The following is a 26,565-nucleotide window of genomic DNA, read 5'->3' as shown; positions in this document are numbered from 1 at the left end:
TATTCTTTGGATTTTTACATCGTCATACCTGCTCACAACGAAGCTAATTTTATTGCTAAGACTCTATCTTCGCTAGTTGCACAGACTTTACAACCAAAATCTGTTGTGGTAGTTAATGATAATTCTACTGATGCTACCCAAACTATTGTAGAACAATTTATACAACAACACCATTGGATATCTCTAGTAAATGTTAAATCTTCAAATAAACATTTACCTGGCTCCAAAATTATTAATGCTTTTTATAAAGGTTTCGAAACTTTAGATAACAACTATGATGTTATTTGCAAATTTGATGCAGATTTAATTTTTCAGGAAAACTATCTTGAAACTTTAGCCGTTCATTTTAAATCTAACAAAAACATTGGCATGGCTTCTGGTTATTGTTATGTCAAGAAAAACAACAAATGGCTAAGAGAGCAAGTTACGGGTAAAGACCATATTCGAGGTGCATTAAAAGCTTATACTAAAGACTGTTTTAAAGACATTGGTATGCTAAAAAAAGATATGGGTTGGGATACTATCGACGAGCTTTTAGCTAAATTTAATAATTGGCATATTTTACTTGATGCCAATTTAAAAGTAAAACACTTAAAACCAACTGGAGCAAACTACAATAAACAAGCCCGATTATTACAAGGTGAAGCCATGTACAAAATGCGCTATGGTTTTATACTTACTTTTATTTTAGGCACTTACAATGGTCTTAAAAGAAGTGATTTTGAAACTTTCAAAAATTTTGTTTCAGGCTATTTAAAAGCAAAAAAAAGTAATGTTCAACCATTTATTACAAAAGAAGAAGGTGTATTTGTAAGAAAGGAGCGTTGGCAAGGTTTTATCAAGAGATTAAGATGGAAATAATTTTACTTTTCGATTTCTCGGAAACAATAAATTACAAACTACTTAATTAAAACTCCAATTTTTATAACTATTCGAAGCCTCTAACCTGTTTTCTTTCTCATCTTCTAATTCTGAAAAGAAGTCTATTCCTGTTAGTTTTTCTACTTCATCTACAGATACTACAAATTTATACAAAGGCTCTTTAGACGCTTCGTGATCCATTAAAAAAGCAAGCATTTTAGTCTTTCCAGAGTTATTATCTATAATTACTTTATAAAACTGATTTGGGACAGAGACTTTTTCGCTTCCTATGGTTTTCATACTCCCTTTTAAAACACCACCAGAAACCACAAAAACACCATCGTACTTACTTGCCCAATAGCGCGTTTTTTGTTCTAAACGGTTCCAAACACCTGCATTAAACTCGTGTGTTTGTGGAGAAATATTACTAGTCAAAAAAGTTTCATCATGCGCTTCTTGGCTATATTTCCTGTCTCCTGCAGGACATAAATGTCCTCGATCGTAACCCGATTTTTTATAATTACGCCAATGTGCTGCTGTTGTTTTTACAGCATTATCTATTTCAAAATATGGACGTTTAAAATTAGTACTACTTAAATGAGATTTCTTAAGCTCGTATGCCACCCATTCTGCTTGTTCGTGTCGTTCACTATAACTTAAACTGTACCCATCGTGGTGTACAATTTGTCCTGTGGTACTTGTAGGTAAAAAGTATTCGTTTGTGTCTTGTTTTGTAATTGTTCCACTAGTTACTACGACTTCCTTTTCGTTCGCATTTAAATATTCTTTAGTTAGCAATGTTGCAATTATTACTATTGCCGTAAGGATTGAGTATTTTGTTTTATTAGACATTAGTTTAATTCTTTTAAAAGCTTTTCTGCTTTTACAAAATTAAAGTTTTTAGAATCCTTTACAATACTATTCAATGTATTTATAGTGTTCTTCTCGTCATCCATTTTTAAATACACTAAAGCTTTGTACCAATAACCTTTAGATTGATCTAGAGTATTAGAGTCTATTATCTTTTGAAAACTTTTTAATGCACTATTATAATTTTCTAGTTCCAATTGTGAAACTCCTAGATATAAAAGTGCATTAATATTAACTTCTTTTTTATTAGAAACGTAAGCATTAAAATGTTCTTCGGCTAATTTATAGTCTTTGTTTATAAAAGCAGACTCACCATTAGAAAGTAAACTAGAATTAGTTTCGCTTCTCGATACTAAAGATGGCAACTCTTCCCAAGAATTATGCTGCGCGTATATTTCCTGATTAGTTAAATCATTATTAAAAAAAGTAAAATATCCAATCAATAAAACTATTGATGCAGCTATTGCTAAAAAAGGAAGTGATTTGTTTCTTCTTATTTCATTTTCAGGTTTTACTTTATTAAAATAAAGATCTCCTGCATTTTGAATAGCTTTTTTTTTATCCTGAAGTTCGTTAGACTTCAATAACACTTCTAGCTCGTTTATTTTTTTTCTATTTTTATAGTCTTTAACAAAATCCCATTCTTCGTCACTGTATTGTAAACGCATTTTTTTATTAATTCCTAAAGCTTTTGCTAAATCAGCATTCTCTTTAATCTGCGTTTCAAAAGCGAACGTTTGAGCCTTGGTCATTGTGCCATTTAAATAGTCTTCAATTTGTTGCAATATGTCTTCAGAAAAATTCATAATTCTTTTAATTCTTTAAATCTAATATCTTCTTTAATCATTTGCGACAATTTACTTTTACATTTAAAAACGCGTTGTCTTACAACGTTTTCATCATTATAACCAAGTTCTTTAGCGATATCTTTATACGCTATCTTTTTAAAAAAACGTTTTAAAATTTCTTTACAGTTATCTGAGATTAATTCTAACTTTTCTTGAAAAAACTCCCATCGTTCTTGTTCTAAAACAGACATTGCTATGTCTCGCTCTTCACTCTTTAGTTCTATAACACCATCTATTGTTACCTCGTTTTTAGATTTATTTAATTTTCTACGCCATAAATTCTTACAAACAGTAAATAAATAGGCTTCAAAACTAGATTTAATTTCGAATTTTTCCTTTTTATAACGCACTGTTAATTGCATTAATGCTTTTTGAAAAACATCTTCTGCATCTGCTTGATTGCCTTTATTCTGAAAAACAAATCGTTTAACGTTAGGAAAAGAAGCTTCATATATTTTTAAAATTTGATTAGTATCTCCCTTTACTAAAGCCTTAAGGTAGACAGATTGATTTTTCATTAATTAAGTATGTATAAGTAATCCAAATAAAGTTTTATATTTGAATGGGTAACAAATATAATTATTTAGGAACAAGGACATATAAACTAATAACCAAAAAAAATATGAAATTTATTAAATTAACGTTACTCTTAACTTTTTGTCTTACTGTATTTAATTCTTGCACTAGTGATAATTCGTTTATAGAAAATGAACAATTACTTGACAAAAAATTGCAGGAAAACAATGCATACAAAAGTACTGAAGGAGATGGCCCCATAGATTCAGGTGTAAACATTAATACCTTAGCAGTAAACTATTTAGTAACTTATGAACCTGAAACCTCAAAACGACAAAAAGATATAGTAAGAAATAATTGGTCTTATTGTCTTGGTCTTTTATACTATACTTCTATTTCCGAATCTACAGAAATCTGGCACTTAGATCCCAATATTTATTATGATCTTTCTATAACCTGTACAACACCACAACCTGGCATACCACCTACAGGTAAAGACACTGCTGTTAATGGAGATCCAGATATTTCAATCACCAACCCTGAATATCAACCTCCACATAACTACACAAACGATAACTAAGAGGTTTGAAAAACTTAATCGCATGTTTCTTTATTTTATTATTCTACCAATCTTTTAGTCAAGAGTTGGGTATAGAAATAGACAGCCTTAATCATGTTTTACATAAAGAACTTAAGAATAATAAGTTAAAAGAATATGCTGATTTATCACATAATACCTCATTAGATTATTATTATAAAGAAAACTATACTAAAGCTATAGAATATGCATTAAAAGAAGTTAAATATCACAAATATATTAGCAGAGAAAAATATAAAAACGGCCTATTTAATTTAGGCCTGTTTTTTTTTAAAAACAAAGAATACTCAAAATCCATAATTACCTATAACAAAGTAATAGATAGTTTCAATCTAGATGAATTTACTTATCGCGCATACTGCGAAAATGCTTTAAATTTTCAAAAATTAGGAGACTACTATAGAGCTAAGATATACTTTAACAAAGGCTTAACACACTCAGATGAAATTAGCACTAAACGTCTACCTCTAATTTATCTAAAAAAAATAAGTCTTAATCAAGATATTGAGACGAATAGTTCCTTACAAGAGAATACAATATTGCTAAAAAAGGTAGATTCTCTTAGCTCAATAATTCCTTTAAACACTTCTGAACTTTACTCCTTAAATAATGAATATGGAAGACATTACGGTAAAGAAAACTCATACTATGACTATAAAAAAAGCAAGAATTATCACCTCAAAGCATTAAAAATAGCTTTAGGTATAAATGATTCTTTAAGAATTAGCGCCACTTCAAATAACATTGCGACTTTATTTAATATAGAAAAAAACGACAGTGCTCTTTATTATGCAAATAAATCAATAAAATTCTATACTTTAAATAACTCATTTATCCCAAAAGCGTATTTGAATAAGGCAGATTACTATTTTAATCAAAATAATTCACAAAATGGGTTAACAAATTTAAACAAAGCTTTACAATTAACACTTTCTACTAAAATAGACTCTTCTTTATATTATGTACCTAACTATAATATCGTTAAAAGATCAAATGATAAAACGTTAACGTTCTTAATTTTAAAAGAAAAATCAAGACATATTCTTGAATCTGATGTAAAAAATAAAGATTTATTAACATATGCATATAAAAATATTAGATTAACAGATAAATTATTAGATTTTATAAGAACTGAAAGTTTCGAAAAAAAATCTAAACTCTTTTGGCAAAAAGAAGCTTCACAACTGTATACGCTCGCAGTTGATGCCTGTTCTAAATTAAAAAAGACAGATGAAAGTTTTTATTTTATTGAAAAAAATAAAGCATTATTATTATTAGAAAACATTGTTAAAAACACAGACAACGCTTCAATACCTATACATCTACTACAAAAAGAATTAGATTTAAAAAACAAAATTTCTGCTTTAGAAAACAAAATGGAAAATAAAACTAATTACCATATTTTAGATCAATACTATAGCTTAAAAATAAAATACACTAGCTTTATTGAGGCAATGTCTAAAAAATATCCAAATCACTATAAATTAAATAAACCATTAAATCTTGTTAATCTGGAAACAGTAAAAAGTAATTTAGATGGAGACACTGCAATTCTAGAATACATATTAGGTAAAAAAGAAAGCTACGTATTGCTAATAACTAAGGATGAAATAATTTTAACCAAGCTAAACAATCACGAAATTACAAATACAAACATTAATATCTATTTAAAACTAATCGCTAATCCATTTGTTAATAAATCAGATATTAAAGAGTGCTTTACCTTAGCAAACAAATTATACAACAACTTGTTTCCAAAAAACATCCAATCTATTATCAATACAAAACAAAAGTTACTTATTGTTCCTGACAAAGCATTACAGCACCTCGCATTTGAAAATTTAAGAAAGAAAAACAAATATTTAATTGAAGACCATGAATTATCTTATGTTTATTCTCTATCTTTTTTAAATTTTAATACTAAAATAGCAAGAAATGCTAAACTACCTTTTATAGGCTTTGCTCCCAATTCTTTTGATTACGACAATCTACAAAAGCTACCTCAAAGTATTAAAGAAACGAATACTATAAGTAAACAATTAAATGGTACTTCATTAATTAATAAAGAAGCAAACAAAAGAAATTTTATTAATAAAATTAAAAAATATAAAATACTACACTTATCAACTCACTCTAACGCTAGCGATTCTATTTCACCATGGATTGCCTTTAAAAATGAAAAATTATACCTAAACGAGTTGTATACAATAAAAAATCAAGCAGAATTAGTAGTATTAAACGCATGTAATAGTTCTTTAGGAAAAATAAATAATGGAGAAGGTGTTTTTAGCTTAGCACGTGCTTTCTTCTATTCTGGAGCAAATAGTGTAGTTTCTTCACTTTGGAATGTAAACGACAAATCGAATACAGAGATAACTATTAGCTTTTATAGTTACCTAAAAGAAGGAAAAACAAAAAGTGCAGCACTTAGACAAGCAAAACTAGACTACATAGAGTCGCATTCTTTAAGTGAAGCCTCCCCATATTATTGGTCTTCCTTAATTTTAATTGGTGATAATTCGGCAATAGAACTCAATGATAATTTACTAATAAATAGCATTTTAGGTGTTTTGTTTTTATTATTCTTAATATTTAGCATAAAAAAATTAAAAATTGTGGGTAACAAATCTTAGACTTCAGGAACAGTTAAGAAAACAAACAATTCTTAATTATTTTGAAAGACACTTTATCCTTTTTAGTACAATCGCTTCTTCAAAAAAACAAAATCAAAATTGATGCTGAAGAATTAGGTTTCCAAATACAAAGTCACCCATCTTATCCGAGTTTACATGCAATAACTGGAGTGCTAAATCACTTTGATATAGACAATATAGCTACTCGTGTAGCTATAGATAAAGATACTTTAGAACAATTACCTCCTAGTTTTATAGCTCAGTTAAACACCGAGAACGATACAGATTTTGCCCTAGTTATCAAAAAAGATAAAAACTACAAAACTATATTTAGCAACAAAAAAAGTAAAACTATTTCTGAAACTATTTTTTTAGAACAATTTACAGGAATTCTTGTCGCTGTAGAAAAAGACGACACAAAACAGATTATACAAACCAATACTACTAATTTACAAAAACCTTTATTTATTATAGCACTACTATTATTTAGCGTGCTTTTTTTTAAGTCTAGCCCAAATTTCACTGAAACCTTTTACTTTTTAACCACATCGATAGGAATAACCATAACCTATTTAATCATTCAACATGATTTGGGATTAGATTCTAAAATTGTAGATAGTATTTGCTCACAAGAAAGCAAAACTACTAACTGTAATGCGGTTTTAAATTCTAAAGGTGCAACATTATATAAAAACATTAAACTAAGTGATGTTAGTTTCATTTACTTTATATCTATATGTATAGCGTCTCTTTTATTGCTTTTAACAAATATGTCATTAAACATACTGTACCTAATAAGTTTAGTTGGCTTACCTATAGTTGCATATTCTATTTATTATCAAGTAAAAGTATCTAAAAATTGGTGTGTTTTATGTTTAGGTATTGCATCTGTTTTAGTCCTGCAAGCTGCGACTTTCTTTTTTACAACTTTTAGTTTTTCAGTATTAAGTTTGACTTCAATCTTATTAATTGGATTCTCATTTATTACTATCGCTTACATTTGGATGTTTATCAGTTCTAAATTAAAGCAAGAACAAGGCTTTAAAAAATTAAAAATTGAGTCTAGTAAATTTAAAAGAAACTTCGACTTATTTAATACGCTTTTACAACAGTCTGAAGCTGTTGATACAACACTTACAAATACAACAGAAATAGTTTTAGGAAATAAAAATGCTCCTTTAAACATTACAGTAATTACCAACCCATTTTGCGGACATTGTAAAAGCGCACACAATATGGTTGAATCTCTTTTAAAAACACACCATAAAGAAATAAACATTACTATTCGTTTTAACATAAACACCAGCAATCCAGAAAGTGACGGTGTATTGGTCTCAAGTCGATTATTAGAATTATTCCATACTAAAGGTGAACTAAAATGCCTAGAGGCCATGCATGAAATATATAATAATGCAGATGCTAAATCCTGGTTAAAGACTTGGAAAAAATCTAACAATGCTGAGATATACAAAGAGATTCTTGAAGCTGAATACAATTGGTGTTTAGACAACAACATCAATTTCACACCGGAAATATTAGTAAATGGACAATCGTACCCAAAAGCATACGAAAGAAGCGACTTAACTTATTTTATTGAAGAATTAAACGAGTCTTGCCACGTAAATACACTAACAAAGCAATTACAAAACACTATATAAAACAGCAAAGCCCTAAAAAAAGGCTTTGCGTTTTGAACAAAATTTCTCTCGCGAAGAATAGACACAAACTGTGAGTGTCTTTAATGTTCATAGCAAATATAATTTATAAATATTTTAATTATGAAAAATTTAAAAAACTTAGGAAAAGCTTTATCTAGAGCAGAACAAAAAACAATTAATGGTGGGTATCCAATCATGAATATTTGTCCAGATGGTCAAAAACCGTGTCAGGTTAACTTACCTGGCTCTGAATACGGCTGGTATCGTTGCCAAGAAAGATGTAATTAATAATTAACAACAATGTATAATAAAGTATAATCAATATTTTAATGATACTACTTTTTTAAAGAGAGCGAATTAGCCTAGGCTAAACTCACTCTCTTTATTTACAATACCTCTCATTTTAGAAATATTCAACTCTAAAAAACTACACGTTTTTTGAAAAAATTCCCAACACACAAACAAGCAGAATCTAAAGACTGTGGACCAACATGCTTAAAAATTATTGCTAAGTATTATGGTAAAAACTTGTCTATTACTCAAATTAGAGAAATAAGCGAAACCACAAGAGAAGGTAGTAGTTTACTTAATTTAAGTGATGCTGCTGAGACTGTGGGCTTTCGAAGTTTGGGAGTTAAATTAACTTTAGAAGAGTTAAAAAAAGCGCCACTACCTTGTATTTTACATTGGAACAAGGATCATTATGTGGTACTTTATAAAATAAAAAAAGACATTTATTATATTTCAGATCCTGGATATGGTTTAATAAATTATACTGAAGAAGAATTTTTAAAATTCTGGATTGGTAATAATGTAACAGAAAACACACAAGATGGGATTGCATTACTATTAGATCCTACTCCAAAGTTTTACAATAATGCATTTGATGAAGACGAAGAGCAAAAATTCAACTTCACTTATTTATCAAAATATCTATATAAATACAAAAGTTTTATAATTCAACTCTGTATTGGCTTACTAGCTGCTAGCTTACTTCAGTTAGTTGTACCATTTTTAACACAAAGTGTTGTAGATGTTGGTATTAAAAACAGAGACCTCAACTTTATATACCTAATTCTATTTGCGCAAATTGCTTTATTTATTGGTAGAACAGGAATAGAGATTATTAGAAGTTGGATTTTACTACATGTTAGTACCAGAATAAACATCTCATTAATTTCCGATTTCTTTATCAAATTAATGCTACTTCCTATCTCCTATTTCGATGTTAAAATGACAGGAGATTTAATGCAACGTATTAACGACCACAAACGTATTGAACAAATACTAACTACATCGTCCTTAAACGTATTATTTTCTATAGTAAACTTTATAGTATTCAGTTTTGTACTGTGCTACTATAGCCTTCAAATATTTACCATTTTTGTAATTGGTAGTTTCTTATACTTTTTATGGATTAAAATCTTTTTAAAGAAACGTGCAACCTTAGATTACAAACGTTTTTCAGCCTTAAGCCAAGAACAAAGCACAGTTATAGAACTTATTAATGGCATGCAAGATATTAAGTTGCATAATGCAGAAAAACAAAAACGTTGGGCTTGGGAGCACACACAGGCGAAACTATTTAAAGTTTCGATAAAAAGCTTAGCATTAGAGCAAACGCAAAGTGTTGGTTCATCCTTTATAAACGAACTTAAAAATATATTTATTACTATTTTATCTGCAAAACTAGTTATAGATGGAGATATTACTTTAGGTATGATGCTAGCTATTTCATACATCGTTGGACAGTTAAACTCTCCTGTTATGCAACTTATTGGTTTTGTAAGAGAATTGCAAGATGCCAAAATATCGTTAGATCGTTTAAGCGAAATCCATAATATGGAAAACGAAGAAATCGATCCACAACAAAAAATTAAAGACATTCCTAAAAATGCAAACATATCAATTAGAGATATCTCTTTTAAATATACAGGATCAGATATTGAAGTTTTAAAAAACTTAAACCTTAATATTCCTGCAAACAAAACTACAGCAATTGTTGGTACAAGCGGAAGTGGTAAAACCACATTAATGAAATTACTTTTAGGTTATTATAAACCTAATGAAGGTGATATTTTATTAAATAATACATCGTTGCAAAACATCTCTCAAAAATCGTGGAGAGACCATTATGGAGTTGTTATGCAAGAAGGGTACCTTTTTAATGATACCATAGCCAACAATATTGCTATTGGAGAAGATAGCATTGATAAAAAAAGGTTAGCACACGCCATTGATGTCGCTAACATTAGAGAATACATAGAATCTTTACCATTATCATACAACACAAAAATAGGAACGGAAGGTTCTGGATTAAGTACAGGACAAAAACAACGTTTATTTATTGCCAGAGCAGTATATAAAAATCCAGATTATTTATTTTTTGATGAAGCCACATCTGCTTTAGACGCTAATAATGAAAAAGTAATTATGGAAAACTTAGATGTTTTTTTTAAAGACAAAACAGTAGTTGTTATAGCGCACAGATTAAGCACAGTTAAAAATGCGCATCAGATTGTAGTTTTAGATAATGGAAAAATAATAGAAATAGGAAGCCATAAAGAGCTAGTTGCAAAAAAAGCAAATTATTATAATTTGGTGAAAAACCAGTTAGAATTAGGGAATTAATGTTTGGCTAAGTATTGTCGAAGCCTCTGAAAACATAAAATAAATTCCTGCTTTTATAGGAATGATAAAAGGAATTCTCTCGCGAGGAATAGACAGAAATGGTGACTGTCTTTAAACGATCACTTTAATTTTAATTTATAAATATTTTAATTATGAAAAATTTAAAAAACTTAGGACAAGCTTTAACAAAAGCTGAACAGAAAACTATTAATGGAGGAAGAAAACATTGTAACTCACATAACCAATGTGCTTCAAATGAATGTTGTAAAGGATTGGAAAGAGATCCTAGAAACGGTTATTGTGGAGTTCCTAATAATGGTGATCCTAATAATTGTCAAGTAAGTCTTGAACCAATTAGAAATACTTTGAATTAATAGTCCATTAAAACAAAGAGCTATTAAATAAATAGAGGGATTAATTTCCCTCTATTTTAAAAAAAATTAAATGTCAAAAAAACTAGAAGAAATAGAATTAAGAAGTGAGCAGGTACAAGACATATTATCTTATGTACCTCATTGGATGATACGTTATGGCAACCTCTTATTTTTGAGCTTAATTATTTTATTTTTTGGTTTAAGTTGGCTTATAAAATACCCAGATGTTATTAATACAGAAGCATTACTAACTACACATATTCCTTCCGAAAAACTAATTGCACAATCTACTGGAAAACTAGAAACTATTTTAATAAAAGATAATGACTTAGTGATTAAAAATAGTCCTCTTGCTATTATAGAAAACACCTCGAATTTTGAGGATGTTTATAAATTAAAAGATATAATTGATACTATAAAAGTAAATACAAAATCCTTTACTTTTCCAATAGACGAATTACCTGTTTTGTTTTTAGGAGATATTGATACGCAATATGCATTATTCGAAAACAATTATATACAATATACTTTAAATAAAGATTTACAACCATTTTCTAACGAAGCATTAGCAAATAAAAATTCGATATCAGAATTACATAGACGACTAAAAAGCTCTAAAGACCAATTAGCTTTAAACCAATCTCAATTAGCATTAAAGAAAAAAGACTTAAATAGATATAAAAGTCTATTTAAAAACGGAACAATTGCACGATTAGAATATGAAAACAAGCAAGTAGAATTTCTTCAAGCTGAACAGAATTTAAAAAGTTTTGAATCTTCTATCTCTCAAATAAGAGAATCTATAAGTAATGCTAACAAATCTTCAAAAGGCACAGAAATAAATAGAACAAAAGAAGAAATGATGCTTTTAAAAAGCGTTATTCAATCTTTTAACCAACTAAAAAAAGCCATTAAAGATTGGGAAACACAATATGTTTTAAAATCTAATATAAATGGCAAAATAGCATTTTCAAACTATTGGAGAACAAACGAAACCGTAAATCAAGGCGATTTGATTTTTACCATTATACCAACGGAAAACTCAACATATATTGCAAAATTGAAAACACCTGCTACAAATTCCGGCAAATTAAAAATAGGACAAACCGTTAATATTAAATTAGAAAACTATCCTGAAGCAGAATTTGGGACCTTACAAGCGAAAGTAAATAACATAACATTAGTTCCTAATGAAGAAGGTTTTTATTTAATACTAGCTCAATTACCTAAGAATTTAATTACATCCTATAAAAAACAAATTGACTTTAAACAAGAAATGAGAGGAAGTGCAGAAATCATCACTGAGGATTTACGTCTTGTAGAACGTTTCTTCTCTCAAATAAAAGATATTTTTAAATAGCAATTAATCAATAACCAAAAAAGCCTTTGCATAATTTATGGAAAGGCTTTTTAAATTTAAGATATTCTCATTCTAAATAAATTATTATATAAACCCATTTAAGTTTAAAACTTCAAACTCTTTAGCTTCATTTTCAAAAATAATATAGGCTTTCAATTCTGGATGATTAAATAAAAATATTTTAGCATCTATTACTCCCATCGCTTGCAAAGCAGTTGCATAACCATCTGCTAACATACAAGAATCAGCCATTACCGATACACTTAATATATTTGTTTTACTTGGATAGCCTGTTTTAGTGTTGATAATATGAGCATAGCGGTTTCCATTCTCGTCTAGTTTAAACTTTCTATACGTTCCAGATGTTGCCATAGCTTGATCTTTAAGATTTAAAACAATATTAGTACTTTGGGTATCATCGAAATTAGGATTTTCCACACCTACAGTCCAACCTTTTTGTTTGTCTATATTGATGCCTTTTGTTCTTAACTCACCACCAATATTTACCATGTAATTTTTGATAGCCTTAGATTCTAAAAATTCTCCAATGACATCTACCGCATAACCTTTTGCTATAGCATTAAAGTCTAAAAAAGCGCCATTTACTTTTTTTACAACATTATCTACTAATCCTATTCTATTAAAACCAACATAGCGTTTTAAGCTATCTATTTTTGCGCTATCGAGTTTTGCAATAGGTTTTTCTGATCCGAAATCCCAAGCATTAACCAACTTACCAATTGTAGGATCAAAAACACCTTCTGTTTCTCTGTAAAGTTTTTTTGAAGCTTTAAATACTTTAGTAAAATGAGCATCTACAGTTACAGTTTCATTTCTGTTTAATTTGGAAATATCAGAATCTGCCTGATAATTAGACATCGATTTATTGATGATAAAAAACAAGCTATCCAATTGTTTTTGGTAGTTCTCATTACTTGTTGAAGCGAAAGTAACTTCGTAAAATGTTCCGAATATTGGACCTGAAACTTTAGTGTTTTTCAGTTCTTGTTTGCAGGAAACAAGTAGTGTTATTATTAATAATAATAATAAAGTTATTGGTTTCTTCATATAAAATACATTTTACTTTCTTCAAGAGATTACGACGTCCTTCGTCCTCGTAATGACCTATTAATTTAAATTAGTCTCTAAAACTTGAATACCATTGTACTCTATTAAATATTCTTCATCTAGAAAAATTGGTAAAGACTCTCCTTTTGGGTTTCCTAAACCAACGCCAGCATATAGTACTTTAGCATCATGTTCGCGAGCATGTTCTTTAAAAGACTCCATCCAAACCACATCGTAATTATTAGCATTATCTGGCAATAAAACGGCCTTAACAATGACGAAGAAGTGTTTTTTATTAGCATCCATACAAACAAATTGCGGATGTTTTTTAAGCTTACTATTTATAGCAATAAACTCGAAACCTCTTTTTTCGAGATCCTTACCAACGTGATTCATGGCAAGGTTGTGAAGTTCTTGTGGTGTTAAAGGTTTACTCATATTTATTTCCGTCTTTCGACTACGCTCAAGATATACTCCAGCGGGTATCTCATTAATTAAAAAACAAAAATACAATAAAGCATCATCAATAGAAAGTGGATTTCTCAACAAATGCTTAATGACAGAACCTATTTAAATCTAGCAAACTTAGAATCGTAAAACGTGAAGTTTGAAACAGGTATTACTGCATCCATTTTTAAATTATACCAAGGTGAAATCTCAGAATCTTCAAGATTCTTAACTAAATGTACACTTTGTGCTGGAGTATTACCTTGAAATAATAAAAATAACTTCTCACCTTTTTCATTAATTGCTTCATCTCCTAGCATTACAATATGTCCTGGACTTCCTCCAAGAATAAGCATATCGCCTAACTTTAAATCATTAATTGTAGTAACTGCTTTTAACTCTTGAGATAGTGATAAAGTACCAGAATACATATAGATTAAATTCAGGTATTTATAAAAATTTTCTTTCGAGGTATTTACTGATGCTGTTTTACTAAACGTAACTTTATTACCTTTAATTTTTGGTCTAAAACCTTGAGCGTATTTAAGCCATGAGCAATAATGTCCTGAAGTAAAATTAAAGCCTATCTCGTCCTTTCTATTAGCATCCCAAAGGTATTCGCTTCTTATTCTAATTAAAGCGTCCGCACATTGTTGTAAACCGTTTTTAGGCACAGGAATATCAAGAATTCCTATATGACCTTGTTGCCAATAATATTCGCTATCGTCGTAATTAATTATTTTACTTCCAAAAGGTTTCAACTTATAGTTACGTAAATACTCTTGAAATGATCCTTTAGCATATTTCAGACGTACATATCCTTCTGGCGTTTGCACTCTTGATTTTATAGTTAGACTATCCTTATGAATTAAATTCGGTTTTGACACCACAGCTTTAGAAACATATTCTACCGTCTCTTTTACTGGTTTAAATTGAAATGCTAATGCAACTACTGCTATAAGTAGAACAAGAATAAATAGTGTTTTCTTCATATTAATTTAAACGAAAAAACCCAACACTTTCGTATTGGGCTTTTAATTTTATTATAGTTTCTCGATAATGAGATTTAGATTTTAAATTAAATTTTAACCTCCAAAATCATCAAAACGGATATTCTCGTCATCAAGACCAAAATCTTCACCCATTTTCTGAACCGCTTGGTTCATTAATGGTGGTCCACAGAAGTATAATTCTAAATCTTCTGGAGCTTCATGTTTAGATAAATATTGATCGATTACTACTTGATGTATAAATCCTGTAAATCCATCGCCATTAGGATCTTCAACACTCTCTTTAAGTTTCCAATTATCAGCTTCCGTTGGATCTGATAATGCTATAAAGAATTTAAAGTTTGGAAAATCTTTTTCTAGTGCTCTAAAGTAATGGATGTAAAACAATTCTGCTTTAGATCGTCCACCATACCAATATGTAACTTTTCTACCTGTTTTTAATGTTCTAAACAATTCATATAAATGAGAACGCATTGGTGCCATACCTGCTCCACCACCTACATATAACATTTCAGCTTCAGACTCATTAATAAAGAATTCACCGTAAGGTCCAGAGATTGTTACTTTATCTCCTACTTTTTGGTTAAATATATATGAAGAAGCCACACCTGGATTTACATCCATCCATCCGCCTTTAACGCGATCGAAAGGAGGTGTTGCTACACGCACATTAAGCATAATTTTTCTTCCTTCAGCAGGATAAGAAGCCATAGAATAGGCTCTTTCAACAAGCTCGTCATTTTTCATGACTAACGGTCTTAAGCCAAACTTGTCCCAATCTGCTTCAAATTTATTTGGTTCACCTGGATGATCATCTGGGTGAGCAGTAACATCCATTTCTGAATATTTAACTTCACAATTAGGAATTTCAATTTGAATATATCCACCAGCTTTGTAACCCATATCTTCAGGAATCTCTACTACAAATTCCTTAATAAATGTTGCTACGTTATAGTTAGATACTACAGTTGCTTCCCATTTTTTAATTCCGAAAACTTCTTCAGGAATTGTAATTTCCATGTCTTGTTTCACTTTTACCTGACAAGATAAACGTGCACCATGCGCTAATTCTTTTCTAGAAAAGTGAGGTGTTTCTGTAGGTAACGCTTCTCCACCACCTTCTAATACGTGACACTCACATTGAATACAAGTTCCACCACCACCACAAGCCGATGGTAAGAAAATTTTGTTACTTCCTAATGTAGATAATAAAGTACCTCCTGAAGCCACTTCTATCTCTCTCTCACCATTAATTAAGATCTTTACTGGACCTGACGGTGATAATTTTTGCTTAACAAATAATAATAAACTTATTAGTACTAACGCTATTATTAAAAACGCTACTACTGTTGTTATTACTGTTGCTCCTGTTCCTGCTGCTAAAATCATATTACTCTGCTATTTTAGTGTTTTCGGCTAATACCTTAGCGTCTTCAGTTTTTACTTTTTCTACTTGAGCTGTTGGCTCAGCTGGAGCTTCTTCTTCTCCACCTGTTAACATACCACCAAAACTTAAAAATCCAATTCCCATTAAACCTGTAATGATAAATGTAATTCCTAATCCTCTTAAAGGTGCTGGCACGTTAGAATATCTAATTTTCTCACGAATAGCTGCAATGGCAAGAATTGCTAAAAACCATCCTATTCCAGAAGATACTCCGTAATTTACTGCTAAACCAAACGTTTCAATTTCACGAGATTGCATAAATAATGAACCACCTAAAATGGCACAGTTTACTGCAATTAATGGTAAGAAAATACCAAGTGAATTATATAATGAAGGTGAGAATTTCTCAACTACTATTTCTACTAATTGTACCATTGTTGCAATAGTAGCAATAAACATAATGAAAGAAAGGAAACCTAAATCCATACCAGAGAAACCTTCTCCGTTTGCACTTCCATCTGCCCAAGCCAATGCTCCAGGTTGTAATAAATATTGATCTAATAACCAGTTTAACGGCACAGTGATCGCTAATACAAATATTACGGCTGCTCCAAGTCCAACTGCTGTTGCAACCTTTTTAGAAACGGCTAAGTATGAACACATACCTAAGAAAACCGCAAACACCATATTGTCAACAAAAATTGACTTGAAAAATAATTCTAAATGTTCTATCATTTTTTTATTTTTTATGTTTTATTCTTCAGTTTTTGGTTTGAGTTAGACTGCAAACTGCGAACTGAATACTGCAAACTTTTTTAGTCTTCTATTAAATCTTTATTTCTACTACGTTGTACCCAGATTATTAATCCAACAATTATTAAAGCCATTGGAGGCATTAACATAAAACCATTGTTTTCGTAACCTAAAGCATAAACGCCTGTCATTTCAATTGGATCTCCTAATACAGGAATTCCAAATAAAGTTCCTGATCCTAAAAGCTCTCTAAAGAAACCAACAATTATTAAAATAACTGCGTAACCTAATGCATTACCAATACCATCTAAAAACGATTGCCACGGTTTGTTTGCTAAAGCAAAAGCTTCAAAACGTCCCATAATAATACAGTTGGTAATAATTAACCCAATAAATACTGAAAGTGTTTTACTTAATTCGAAAGCAAAAGCTTTTAGTACTTGATCTACAATAATTACTAAAGCAGCAACTACTATTAATTGAACAATAATTCTAATTTTTGAAGGAATGATGTTTCTCATTAAAGAGATTACTACATTACCTACACTAAGTACAAACAATACAGCAATTCCCATTACTAACGAAGCCTTAAGCTCTGCCGTAATTGCTAATGCAGAACAAATACCTAATACTTGAATAGTAATTGGGTTATTATCTGCTAATGGATCTGTGATTAACTTTGCGTCTTTTTTTGAAAGTAGTCCCATATTATTTTAAGTTTTTAAAGTAAGGTAAATACAATTTTAAATCTTTCTTTATCATTGCAGATACACCATCTCCTGTAATTGTTGCTCCGGCAAGGGCATCAACCTCATTATCATCTTTTATCTTGTTGATTGGATCGTTATTTCCTTTGGCTACTTTAATGCCTTTAAAAACGCCTTTATCATTTAATAGTTTTTCACCATTAAAATCGTCCATAAAGTAACGCTGCTTAATGTTAGCTCCTAAACCAGGTGTTTCACCAGCGTGATCGAAAAATGCACCCTGAACAACCATGTTTTTATCTAAAGCAACAAAACCCCAAATAGCATCCCAAAGTCCTTTGCCTCTTATTGGTACGATATAAGATGTTTTACCATCTTTCTCACCAATAAATAAAGGTAGACGTCTTGTTCCTCCATTTTTAGCTTTTGCTTGTTCTTTTTTAACATCAATTAAGTAAGCTTGATCATCTGCTTTCGCAACACCATTTTCGATTACTAATTGTTCTTTAATGTAAGTTGCAAATTCACCTGCAACTTTATCTGTAGACACAAAAGTAATATCTCCTGTGCCTTCATTTCCATTAACTCCCATTGCATACAGAATATTCTGCTGCTTTTCCATTCTTTTATTCTCTTCTATATTAGGCTTTAAAGACGATGCTGTAAAGGCTAATAAAGAACCTACTACTACTACCATTGCAATAGCAAATAGTATAGTATATGAGTTTTTATCTGTATTAACTGCCATAATTATGCTGTTTTAACTTTTAAACGTTTCATTCTACGTTTTACATTTCCTTGTACTACGTAATGATCGATAGTTGGTGCAAAGACATTCATTAATAAAATGGCTAGCATTACACCTTCTGGATATGCTGGATTGAATACACGAATCATAATAGAAAGTATACCAATTAAAAATCCATAAACAATCTTTCCTTTATTAGTTTGCGACGCAGTTACAGGATCTGTTGCCATGTATACTGTACCAAAGGCAAAACCTCCAATTAGTAAATGCATCCAGAAATCTGTACTCATTAAACCGTAAAACTTACTTGTTTCTGAAATAAAACCAGAATCTGCAATACCATTAAATATTAATCCCATAACAATGGCACCTAATACAGATGATAACATTATTCTCCAGCTTCCTACTTTAGAAAACACTAAGAATAATCCGCCTAATATTATTAATAAGGTAGAAGTCTCACCAACTGAACCAGGAATAAATCCGAAGAATGCATTCCATACATCACCAGCCGAGTCTAGCATACCAGTATTATTTTGGGCTAAGCTTCCTAAAATAGTTTCTCCAGACAATGCATCTGGTGTTGCTCCAGCCGCAAGATCTTGAACTCTAGGATCTGCACCATGTACCCAAACTTTGTCTCCAGACATCCAAGTTGGATAAGCGAAGAATAAAAAGGCACGTATTGTTAATGCTGGATTAAGAATATTCATTCCTGTTCCACCAAATACTTCTTTACCTATTACTACACCAAAAATAACGGCAACAGATAACATCCATAATGGAATATCGATTGGTACTATTAACGGTACTAACATTCCTGTTACTAAATAACCTTCTTCTACTTCGTGTCCTTTTATTACTGCGAAAATAAATTCGACTAATAAACCAACTCCATAAGAAACAATTACTAATGGTAACACTTTCCATGCACCAATAACAAAATTATCCCAAGTTAAAAAGTTTCCAAATAAAGACACTTCTCTTGCAACACCTGCTAATGCATCTATTGCTGAGTAGTGTTGGTAACCTGCGTTAAACATTCCGAAGATTAAACATGGTATCATAGCCATAATAACTATGTTCATGGTACGCTTTAAATCATCGGCTGCCTTAATATGAGTTCCGTTATGTGTCGTCTCATTTGGCAAGTATAAAAAGGTATGGATTGCATTAAATGCAGGCGCCATTTTAGTTCCCTTATACTTTTCTTTTAAATTGTGTAAATTACTTTTTAAACCCATTATCCTATTTCTTTAAGCATTAAGTCTAAACCTTTTCTAATAATATCTTGATGTGGTTGCTTAGACACACAAACAAATTCTGTTAAGGCGAAATCTTCTGGTGCAACTTCGTACATTCCTAAAGCTTCCATTTCATCTAAATCTTGATACATACAAGATTTTAAAATTTGCATAGGAAAAATATCTAAAGGAAATACTTCCTCATAAGTTCCAGTAGTAACAAAATTTCTATGTTCTCCGTTTGTATTTGTATTTAAAGCAAATTTCTTTTTAGGTGTTAACCATGAAAAAGTTAAAGCTCTAGAGGTTGATACTTTATTGAAAACAGGTTTGTTCCAACCAAAAAACTCGTAATCATCACCTTCTGGTATTACAGATACCACATTACTGTAGTAATCTAAAGCACCATCTGGTTTTACTTGTTTTCCAGATAAAACGTTTCCAGAAATAATTCTATCATTTCCGTCTTTATCTACACCATTATCGTAAACCATAGTTGCAATTTCGCTTCCTATTTTGGTTTTAAAATAACGTGGTTTTTTAACCGATGATCCTGCTAAAGCAACTGTGCGCTCAGCATTAAATTTACCAGTTAATAATAGCTCACCAATAATAACTAGATCTTGAGCAGCAACAGTCCAAACTGATTCTCCTTTATTTACTGGATCTATTTTATTAATTAATGTTCCAACATTTCCTGATGGATGCGGTCCAGATACATTGTGTACAGTAACATTAGATAATCCTGCCAATGGCGAATTACCGTTTTTACCAACACCAACATGTACTTTTCCTGCTGTTAATTTAGCTAAAGCTGAAACTGCTGCTTGCAACTCTGCTTCTTTACCAGCTAAGGTATAGTCTAAATCTGCAGCTAAAGGCGCACTAGCGTATGCCGAAACAAAAATTGCTTTTGGAGCAACTTCTGGATTTGCAATCACATCGTAAGGACGTTGCTTTACAAATGCCCAACAACCTGAAGCTAATAATCTTGCTTTAATATCTTCAGCTTTTGCCGAATCTATGTTTAAAGCTCCAAAATCTTCGAAAGATTGCTCTTTATCTGCTTGAACTGTTATTGAAAGAATTTTACGTTTTTCACCGCGAGCAATTTCAGTAACTTCTCCAGAAACTGGTGAAGCAAATTTTACGTTTATGTTGGTTTTATCGAAAAACAAAGCTTGTCCAGCTTTTACTTTTTCACCAACCTTAACCGATAATTTTGGAATTACACTGTGAAAGTCTTCTGGTCTAACCGTACAAGTGTTGCTTTTTATGGCATTTTCTGTTACCTTTTCTGCAGCTCCTTCAAGTTTTATATCTAGACCTTTTTTAATCTTAATGTCGTTTGACATGTGTACAAATCTATTTGTTAATAGTTTAGCTAAGTGATTTTTCAAGCGTGAAAAATCGCTGCAAAAATACGAATTAATAATAAAAACTCTTTCCTATAAAGCACACAGATAATTTATTTATAATTATTCTAAATAACAGTTTCGAATTAGGCATAGATTTTGCTTATATTTACACGAAGAAAACCCTCATTTATGGCGTCTAGCGTTAAGCATATATTATTATTTTTACTAGCATCTACTTCTGTTTTTAGTCAAGTTGAAGAGATAAACCCTACCGAAGAAATAAAAACCATCACTTTTAAAGGAGACACACCGGAAAGTCAGTTACCTATTTTAAAGCTTGGCGAATATCTTGTTTTAGAATTCGATGTTTTAAACGGAAATGAGGATGATTACTATTACGAAATAAAGCACTATAATTACGATTGGACACCTTCGGTTTTAGTACAATCTGAGTACTTAGACGGTTTTAATGAGCAACGTATTAGAATATGGAACAATTCTTTTAATACATATCAGGTGTATTCACATTTCACCCTAACCGTTCCAAACGAGCAAACACGTGGCATAACAAAATCTGGAAACTACCTAATTACTATTTATAACGAAGATGATGATATCGAATTTACCAGAAAATTTATGGTTTACGAAGACATTGCATCGGTTGGAGTAGCGATTAAACGCTCGCGAGATGTTAGTGAAATAAAAGCTAAACACACTGTTGATATTGCAATCAGTTCTTCATCTTTAATATTTAACAACCCATTACAAACTGTAAAAACAGTAATCATCCAGAATAACAATTTAAGAACCGCTATTAAAAACGTAAAACCTCAATACATACTGGGTAACGAATTACAATATAGATATGTAAAAGGCACTAGTTTTTATGCTGGAAACGAATACCTTTATTTTGAAAACAAAGATTTAAGAGGTGCAAATACAGGTGTTCAGTTTATAGAATTAAAGGATCTTTACAATAGCTATTTATACAAAAACGTCTCGCGAGCAAATAGCGCTTATACTTATAATCCAGATATTAATGGAAATTTTCTTATCACAGCTTTAGACACAGACACTCCTAATATTAGTGCAGATTACGCTCAAGTTCATTTTGCATTAGAAATAAATAAACTACAAAAAGGGCAAACACTGCACGTTTATGGTAATTTTAACAACTATGCTGTAGACGAAAGTACACAACTTACGTATATTGAGGAAGGGAGTACTTATGAAGGGAAACTGCTTTTAAAGCAAGGTTTTTATAGTTATAAATATGTTATTAAAAATGAAGATGGTAGCATAGATGAAAACGCAATTAGTGGTAATTTTCATCAAACAGAAAACAGTTATAAGGTATTAGCATACTATAGAGATTTAGGCGCTAGATATGATAGAATAATTGGTTTAGGCGAAGGTAACTCTGTCAATATTACAAACTAAATTATTGAAGAATAGTTAAAATATGTTTGAATTGACTGCTATTATTGTAATAATTGCAGTAATATTAGTACTTTAGCATAGAATACTTAAAAACAAAAATGGTTCAACAAGTAACAAGAGGCATAAAGATTTCGGTAGAAACTAATTTTGAAGGCACTTTTTATAAAAATTATAAAATACATTATGCCTTTGGATACCAAGTTACTATTGAGAACCAGAGCAAAGACTCTGTGCAGCTCAATGCAAGACATTGGGTTATTCTTGACGCGTTAAACAATGTTGAAACCGTTTCTGGAGAAGGTGTTATTGGAAAAAAACCAGTACTTAAACCTGGTGAATCTCACTCCTATTCTTCAGGATGTTTATTAACCTCTCCTTTTGGAGCTATGCGAGGACATTATAGTATGGTAAACTTTACCACCACTAAAAAGTTTGATGTAGCTATTCCTACTTTTAAACTAAGCGCTCCGTTTGCTATAAACTAAGCTTCTTTCCTATTAAATCTAAATACTTTTTCTTTTTGTTCTAAATGAAAGAAATGACAGTTAGAATAATGAATAATTTTATATTCTTCTTCGTAATTAAAATCTGAATCTGTAGCAATATAAATAGCATCACAATCCACATTTCCATGAGGAGAAATACGCTTGTATCGATATTCGTTTAAAATTTCAGTTTTATAAATCTCATACCAAGCTCCAGCTGCAATTCCAGACAACCATTGTGCACTTTCATGAAGACCTTCAACTTCTTTTGGAATAGTTGTTCCTATTTTACTTGGTTTATAATCTTTTAATCTATCTAAAAAACATTTTAGATTTTCGCTTTGCTGAGAACCTTTATATTCTTTAATTTCTCCTTTATCTGAGACTTCAAAAGGATGATCACTAGTATTAGCTAATAAAACATTTCCAACTGTACTTGGCGTAAACCATTTAGAATTTTCTAAAGCTTTTTTAGTTTTTAAATGTGTTACCGAAGCAATTAAACTGTCTGTTACAAAACGCGCACAATTACAAGCTTCTTTTTTAAAAGCAGCGTAATAAATAAAGCCACGTTCTTGCATTTCAGTAATATAAGTTCTTGCCTTGTTGTAATTTATAGTATTACAAACCGAAGCTACCATCCTTCCATCACCATGCGTGAGTTTTGGATTGGTTGCTAAAAATTTTAAAATCGCATCTAGATTTTTAATCTCACCATCTTTTATTTCCGCTTTAAGCGGAAACGACAATTCGTTATCCGTATGCTCTCCTCGAACGCGTCCATTTGGCTCTGAAGTTATATAACGCCCAAAATCGTGATATTCTAAAACACCAGCCTTATTATCTATTAAAACTAAAGCTGCATGTCCTGCGCGAACACTTGTTTTACTTCCCACTCCAACATATCTTAAATAAGGAGAGTACCACTCTTCAGCATGAGATACGATAGTATCTGGATAAGCAAGTGTTATTATTATACCTGTGTTTTCTTGTGGATTACTCATTAATAATTTCGGCAAGATTAAAAGTTTTACTTGTTTTTTCTGAAGTGTTCAAATTATTAAATCGCATTTCTAAAAAAGCATCCGTTTTTTCAATTTGAGTAATACTTGTGGTTTTCACAACACCACGATCCATAACAACACCAAAATCTTTATTACCTTTTCCTGCTGTTTTATGAAACGCTAACAAAGTACTTGAAGACAACTCGCTTTTAGATTTAAAATCTTGAAACCAATCGCGTCTTGCTTGTTTTTTATCTTCAGTATATAATGTAGAAGACGACCAAATTCTTGTTTCTAATGGTAATTGTTGAAAATGTTTTTGTTTAGCATCCCAGACCAATTCATAGAACTTTAAATCAGCATTCCAGTCGGCAATTACAATAGTAAAAGGCTCTATATCCTCCAAATTGTAAGATTCTATAGTCGCTTCAATATCTGTAGCTGTTAACAAATCTGTAACTACAACACCACGACTTTGTCTGTATGCTGTTTGTCTTTTATGAAGCGTAAAACCACCATTCAACAAACAAACAATTCTATTTTTAGCACTTGCACCAATCCAACTACCGCCAGATTGCTCATCTTTAGGCATTAATAACTCAGTAGAATTAATAGTATAAAAATCTGGGGATAAGGCTTTTCTATTTGGTGCTTCGTCTCTATTCGAGGTTAACACAAAATCATTATTTCCTTTATAAAAAATACTTACTGTACACATAACAATGATAGTCCTAAATTGTGTTGGCAACTTACAAAAAAATAAGATTTCTTTGGCATTTCCTTCAGAAAGAAATACTTAAAAATTTTGTAACTTTGTATTTCAATTTTAGACAATTAATATTAATAGAAGACTTCCATTTTTATGGAAGTTGCAAATAAATTTACAATGGGAAAAGGATTTTTTAACGTACCAATCGCAGTAAACGAACCTGTAAGAGCTTATGCTCCTGGGTGCGAATATCGTGAAGCTATTTCTAAAGCTTACAAAGAAATGTATAACAGCACTTTAGATGTGCCAATGTATATTAATGGAAAGGATGTAAAGACTGGAAACACTAAGCCAATGTCTCCTCCACACGATCACAAACATGTTGTTGGACACTACCATTTAGCTGAAAAATCTCATGTTGACGAAGCTATTTCTACAGCTTTAGAAGCAAGAACAAACTGGGCAGAAATGCCTTGGGAACACAGAGCTGGAATATTTTTAAAAGCTGCCGAATTAATTGCTGGACCATATAGAGCTAGAATTAATGCTGCAACAATGATGGCACAGTCTAAAACAATACACCAAGCAGAAATTGATGCTTCTTGTGAGTTTATAGATTTCTTACGTTTTAACGTACAGTTCATGACAGATATGTACCATGAACAACCAGAAAGTACAAGTGGTGCTTGGAATCGTGTAGAATATAGACCTCTTGAAGGTTTTGTATATGCTGTAACGCCTTTTAACTTTACTGCTATTGCTGGAAACTTACCTGCTTGTATGGCAATGATGGGTAATGTTGTGGTTTGGAAACCTAGTGATTCTCAAATCTATTCTGCAAAAGTAATTATGGATGTTTTTGATGAAGCTGGTGTACCTCCAGGTGTAATAAATGTTGTTTTTGGAGATCCAGTAATGATTACTGAAACTGTATTAGCAAGTCCTGACTTTTCTGGATTACACTTTACAGGTTCTACATATATATTTAAAGAACTTTGGAAACAAATTGGTAACAATATCCACAACTACAAAACGTACCCAAAAATTGTTGGAGAAACTGGTGGTAAAGATTTTATTGTTGCACACGCAAGTGCTAATCCTGCGCAAGTAGCAACAGCTATTGCACGTGGTTCTTTCGAATTTCAAGGACAAAAATGTAGTGCGGCTTCTCGTGCTTACGTTTCTAAAAGCATCTGGAAAGATGTTAAAGAACAATTAGTAGAAGATGTAAACTCTTTTAAAATGGGTTCTCCTGCAGACATGGAAAACTTTATTACTGCAGTTATTCATGAAGGTTCTTTTGATAAATTAGCAAAATATATTGATCAAGCGAAAGCTGATGACAATGCTGAAATTATAGTTGGTGGTGGTCATGATAAAAGTAAAGGTTACTTTATTGAACCTACCGTTATTGTAACAAACGATCCAAAATACACAACAATGTGTGATGAGTTATTTGGACCTGTAATGACTATTTATGTTTTTGAAGATGAAGATTACTCTAAAACATTAAAATTAGTAGACGAAACTAGTGACTATGCATTAACTGGAGCTATTTTAGCGAAAGACAGATATGCAGTTATTGAAGCGACTAAAGCATTACAAAACTGTGCTGGAAACTTCTATATTAACGATAAACCAACTGGTGCTGTTGTAGGACAACAACCATTTGGAGGTGCTAGAGGATCTGGAACTAACGATAAAGCTGGAAGTATATTAAACTTACAACGTTGGGTGTCACCAAGAATGATTAAAGAAACATTTGTAACACCAACAGATTACAGATATCCTTTCTTAGGAGAATAGTAATTTCTGTATTATAGATATTAAAAAACCCAAAGCAAATGCTTTGGGTT

Annotated in this window: 25 protein-coding genes; 11 read left to right on the top strand and 14 right to left on the bottom strand. The window is 31.0% G+C overall.

Features of this window, described 5'->3' with window-relative positions; genetic code table 11:
• Nucleotides 1-6: 6 nt before the first annotated feature.
• On the top strand, nucleotides 7-861 hold the full coding sequence (locus ASC44_RS11960) for a glycosyltransferase family 2 protein (RefSeq protein ID WP_055447819.1): 855 nt from the start codon (nucleotides 7-9) through the stop codon (nucleotides 859-861).
• A 42-nt stretch (nucleotides 862-903) separates the two neighbouring features.
• Here the strand turns inward: ASC44_RS11960 and ASC44_RS11955 are convergent, their stop codons facing one another.
• The 3 genes from ASC44_RS11955 to ASC44_RS11945 are packed head-to-tail and all read right to left on the bottom strand — an operon-like array spanning nucleotide 904 to nucleotide 3,097.
• A complete protein-coding gene (locus tag ASC44_RS11955; RefSeq protein WP_055447818.1) occupies nucleotides 904-1,713 on the bottom strand; it encodes a DNA/RNA non-specific endonuclease in 810 nt (269 codons plus the stop codon).
• Nucleotides 1,713-2,537 carry a tetratricopeptide repeat protein gene (locus tag ASC44_RS11950; protein ID WP_055447817.1) on the bottom strand — a complete coding sequence of 275 codons (825 nt, stop codon included), beginning with the start codon at nucleotides 2,535-2,537 and terminating at the stop codon, nucleotides 1,713-1,715. Before ASC44_RS11950 ends, ASC44_RS11955 begins: the two co-directional genes overlap by 1 nt.
• Nucleotides 2,534-3,097: an RNA polymerase sigma factor gene (locus tag ASC44_RS11945; protein WP_055447816.1), complete on the bottom strand. Its 564-nt coding sequence runs from the start codon at nucleotides 3,095-3,097 to the stop codon at nucleotides 2,534-2,536. Before ASC44_RS11945 ends, ASC44_RS11950 begins: the two co-directional genes overlap by 4 nt.
• Before the next feature lie 104 nt (nucleotides 3,098-3,201).
• Here ASC44_RS11945 and ASC44_RS11940 point away from each other — a divergent pair, with 104 nt between their 5' ends.
• The 7 genes from ASC44_RS11940 (at nucleotide 3,202) to ASC44_RS11915 (ending at nucleotide 12,349) form a co-directional block, all read left to right on the top strand.
• Entirely contained in the window at nucleotides 3,202-3,675 is a 474-nt protein-coding gene (locus ASC44_RS11940; protein WP_152973320.1) for a hypothetical protein, read from the top strand.
• Nucleotides 3,676-3,680: 5 nt separating this feature from the next.
• Entirely contained in the window at nucleotides 3,681-6,326 is a 2,646-nt protein-coding gene (locus ASC44_RS11935) for a CHAT domain-containing protein (RefSeq protein WP_152973319.1), read from the top strand.
• Nucleotides 6,327-6,367: 41 nt separating this feature from the next.
• Nucleotides 6,368-7,984 (top strand): vitamin K epoxide reductase family protein, encoded by a 1,617-nt coding sequence (locus ASC44_RS11930; protein ID WP_055447813.1) that lies wholly within the window; start codon nucleotides 6,368-6,370, stop codon nucleotides 7,982-7,984.
• A gap of 120 nt (nucleotides 7,985-8,104) precedes the next feature.
• Complete coding sequence (locus tag ASC44_RS18060) at nucleotides 8,105-8,272, top strand: hypothetical protein (protein ID WP_161805020.1); 168 nt, start codon at nucleotides 8,105-8,107, stop codon at nucleotides 8,270-8,272.
• Between the two features lie 150 nt (nucleotides 8,273-8,422).
• Nucleotides 8,423-10,615: a peptidase domain-containing ABC transporter gene (locus ASC44_RS11925; protein WP_055447812.1), complete on the top strand. Its 2,193-nt coding sequence runs from the start codon at nucleotides 8,423-8,425 to the stop codon at nucleotides 10,613-10,615.
• 152 nt (nucleotides 10,616-10,767) lie between these two features.
• Nucleotides 10,768-10,989 carry a hypothetical protein gene (locus tag ASC44_RS11920; protein WP_055447811.1) on the top strand — a complete coding sequence of 74 codons (222 nt, stop codon included), beginning with the start codon at nucleotides 10,768-10,770 and terminating at the stop codon, nucleotides 10,987-10,989.
• Nucleotides 10,990-11,059: 70 nt separating this feature from the next.
• Nucleotides 11,060-12,349, top strand: coding sequence for an HlyD family secretion protein (locus ASC44_RS11915; RefSeq protein ID WP_055447810.1), 1,290 nt, complete (start codon nucleotides 11,060-11,062; stop codon nucleotides 12,347-12,349).
• A gap of 84 nt (nucleotides 12,350-12,433) precedes the next feature.
• On the opposite strand, the gene ASC44_RS11910 is transcribed toward ASC44_RS11915, so the two are convergent.
• From ASC44_RS11910 to ASC44_RS11870, 9 genes are all read right to left on the bottom strand, one after another.
• A complete protein-coding gene (locus tag ASC44_RS11910; RefSeq protein ID WP_055447809.1) occupies nucleotides 12,434-13,417 on the bottom strand; it encodes an FAD:protein FMN transferase in 984 nt (327 codons plus the stop codon).
• A gap of 60 nt (nucleotides 13,418-13,477) precedes the next feature.
• The gene (locus ASC44_RS11905; RefSeq protein WP_055447962.1) at nucleotides 13,478-13,855 is read right to left on the bottom strand and encodes a hypothetical protein; all 378 of its coding nucleotides are present in this window, start codon (nucleotides 13,853-13,855) and stop codon (nucleotides 13,478-13,480) included.
• Nucleotides 13,856-13,983: 128 nt separating this feature from the next.
• Entirely contained in the window at nucleotides 13,984-14,856 is an 873-nt protein-coding gene (locus tag ASC44_RS11900) for a DUF4846 domain-containing protein (protein WP_055447808.1), read from the bottom strand.
• Between the two features lie 93 nt (nucleotides 14,857-14,949).
• Nucleotides 14,950-16,263 (bottom strand): NADH:ubiquinone reductase (Na(+)-transporting) subunit F, encoded by a 1,314-nt coding sequence (gene nqrF / locus ASC44_RS11895; protein WP_055447807.1) that lies wholly within the window; start codon nucleotides 16,261-16,263, stop codon nucleotides 14,950-14,952.
• Nucleotide 16,264: 1 nt separating this feature from the next.
• On the bottom strand, nucleotides 16,265-16,996 hold the full coding sequence (nqrE, locus tag ASC44_RS11890) for an NADH:ubiquinone reductase (Na(+)-transporting) subunit E (RefSeq protein ID WP_083476285.1): 732 nt from the start codon (nucleotides 16,994-16,996) through the stop codon (nucleotides 16,265-16,267).
• 80 nt (nucleotides 16,997-17,076) lie between these two features.
• A complete protein-coding gene (locus tag ASC44_RS11885; RefSeq protein ID WP_055447805.1) occupies nucleotides 17,077-17,721 on the bottom strand; it encodes an NADH:ubiquinone reductase (Na(+)-transporting) subunit D in 645 nt (214 codons plus the stop codon).
• A 1-nt stretch (nucleotide 17,722) separates the two neighbouring features.
• Nucleotides 17,723-18,469: a Na(+)-translocating NADH-quinone reductase subunit C gene (locus tag ASC44_RS11880; RefSeq protein WP_055447804.1), complete on the bottom strand. Its 747-nt coding sequence runs from the start codon at nucleotides 18,467-18,469 to the stop codon at nucleotides 17,723-17,725.
• Between the two features lie 2 nt (nucleotides 18,470-18,471).
• Nucleotides 18,472-19,713 carry an NADH:ubiquinone reductase (Na(+)-transporting) subunit B gene (locus ASC44_RS11875; RefSeq protein WP_055447803.1) on the bottom strand — a complete coding sequence of 414 codons (1,242 nt, stop codon included), beginning with the start codon at nucleotides 19,711-19,713 and terminating at the stop codon, nucleotides 18,472-18,474.
• Nucleotides 19,713-21,068, bottom strand: coding sequence for a Na(+)-translocating NADH-quinone reductase subunit A (locus ASC44_RS11870; RefSeq protein ID WP_055447802.1), 1,356 nt, complete (start codon nucleotides 21,066-21,068; stop codon nucleotides 19,713-19,715). Before ASC44_RS11870 ends, ASC44_RS11875 begins: the two co-directional genes overlap by 1 nt.
• Nucleotides 21,069-21,260: 192 nt before the next feature.
• Between ASC44_RS11870 and ASC44_RS11865 the strand changes: the two genes are divergently transcribed.
• A complete protein-coding gene (locus ASC44_RS11865) occupies nucleotides 21,261-22,511 on the top strand; it encodes a type IX secretion system plug protein (protein ID WP_055447801.1) in 1,251 nt (416 codons plus the stop codon).
• Between the two features lie 98 nt (nucleotides 22,512-22,609).
• A complete protein-coding gene (gene apaG / locus ASC44_RS11860; RefSeq protein ID WP_055447800.1) occupies nucleotides 22,610-22,996 on the top strand; it encodes a Co2+/Mg2+ efflux protein ApaG in 387 nt (128 codons plus the stop codon).
• On the opposite strand, the gene ASC44_RS11855 is transcribed toward apaG, so the two are convergent.
• Together ASC44_RS11855 and ASC44_RS11850 are read right to left on the bottom strand one after the other, a co-directional pair.
• Nucleotides 22,993-24,000, bottom strand: a complete 1,008-nt coding sequence (locus ASC44_RS11855; RefSeq protein ID WP_055447799.1) for a DUF6695 family protein — start codon at nucleotides 23,998-24,000, stop codon at nucleotides 22,993-22,995. The two genes, apaG and ASC44_RS11855, sit on opposite strands and share 4 nt — an antisense overlap.
• The gene (locus ASC44_RS11850; RefSeq protein WP_055447798.1) at nucleotides 23,993-24,718 is read right to left on the bottom strand and encodes an NRDE family protein; all 726 of its coding nucleotides are present in this window, start codon (nucleotides 24,716-24,718) and stop codon (nucleotides 23,993-23,995) included. Before ASC44_RS11850 ends, ASC44_RS11855 begins: the two co-directional genes overlap by 8 nt.
• Nucleotides 24,719-24,886: 168 nt before the next feature.
• On the opposite strand from ASC44_RS11850, the gene pruA reads away from it, so the two are divergent.
• Nucleotides 24,887-26,515, top strand: coding sequence for an L-glutamate gamma-semialdehyde dehydrogenase (gene pruA, locus ASC44_RS11845; protein ID WP_055447961.1), 1,629 nt, complete (start codon nucleotides 24,887-24,889; stop codon nucleotides 26,513-26,515).
• Nucleotides 26,516-26,565: the final 50 nt, after the last annotated feature.

Source organism: Lacinutrix mariniflava, assembly GCF_001418015.1.
GTDB classification, from domain to species: domain Bacteria; phylum Bacteroidota; class Bacteroidia; order Flavobacteriales; family Flavobacteriaceae; genus Lacinutrix; species Lacinutrix mariniflava.
Note: the sequence above shows the minus strand (reverse complement) of the source record. Positions and strands in the feature narration are given on the sequence as shown.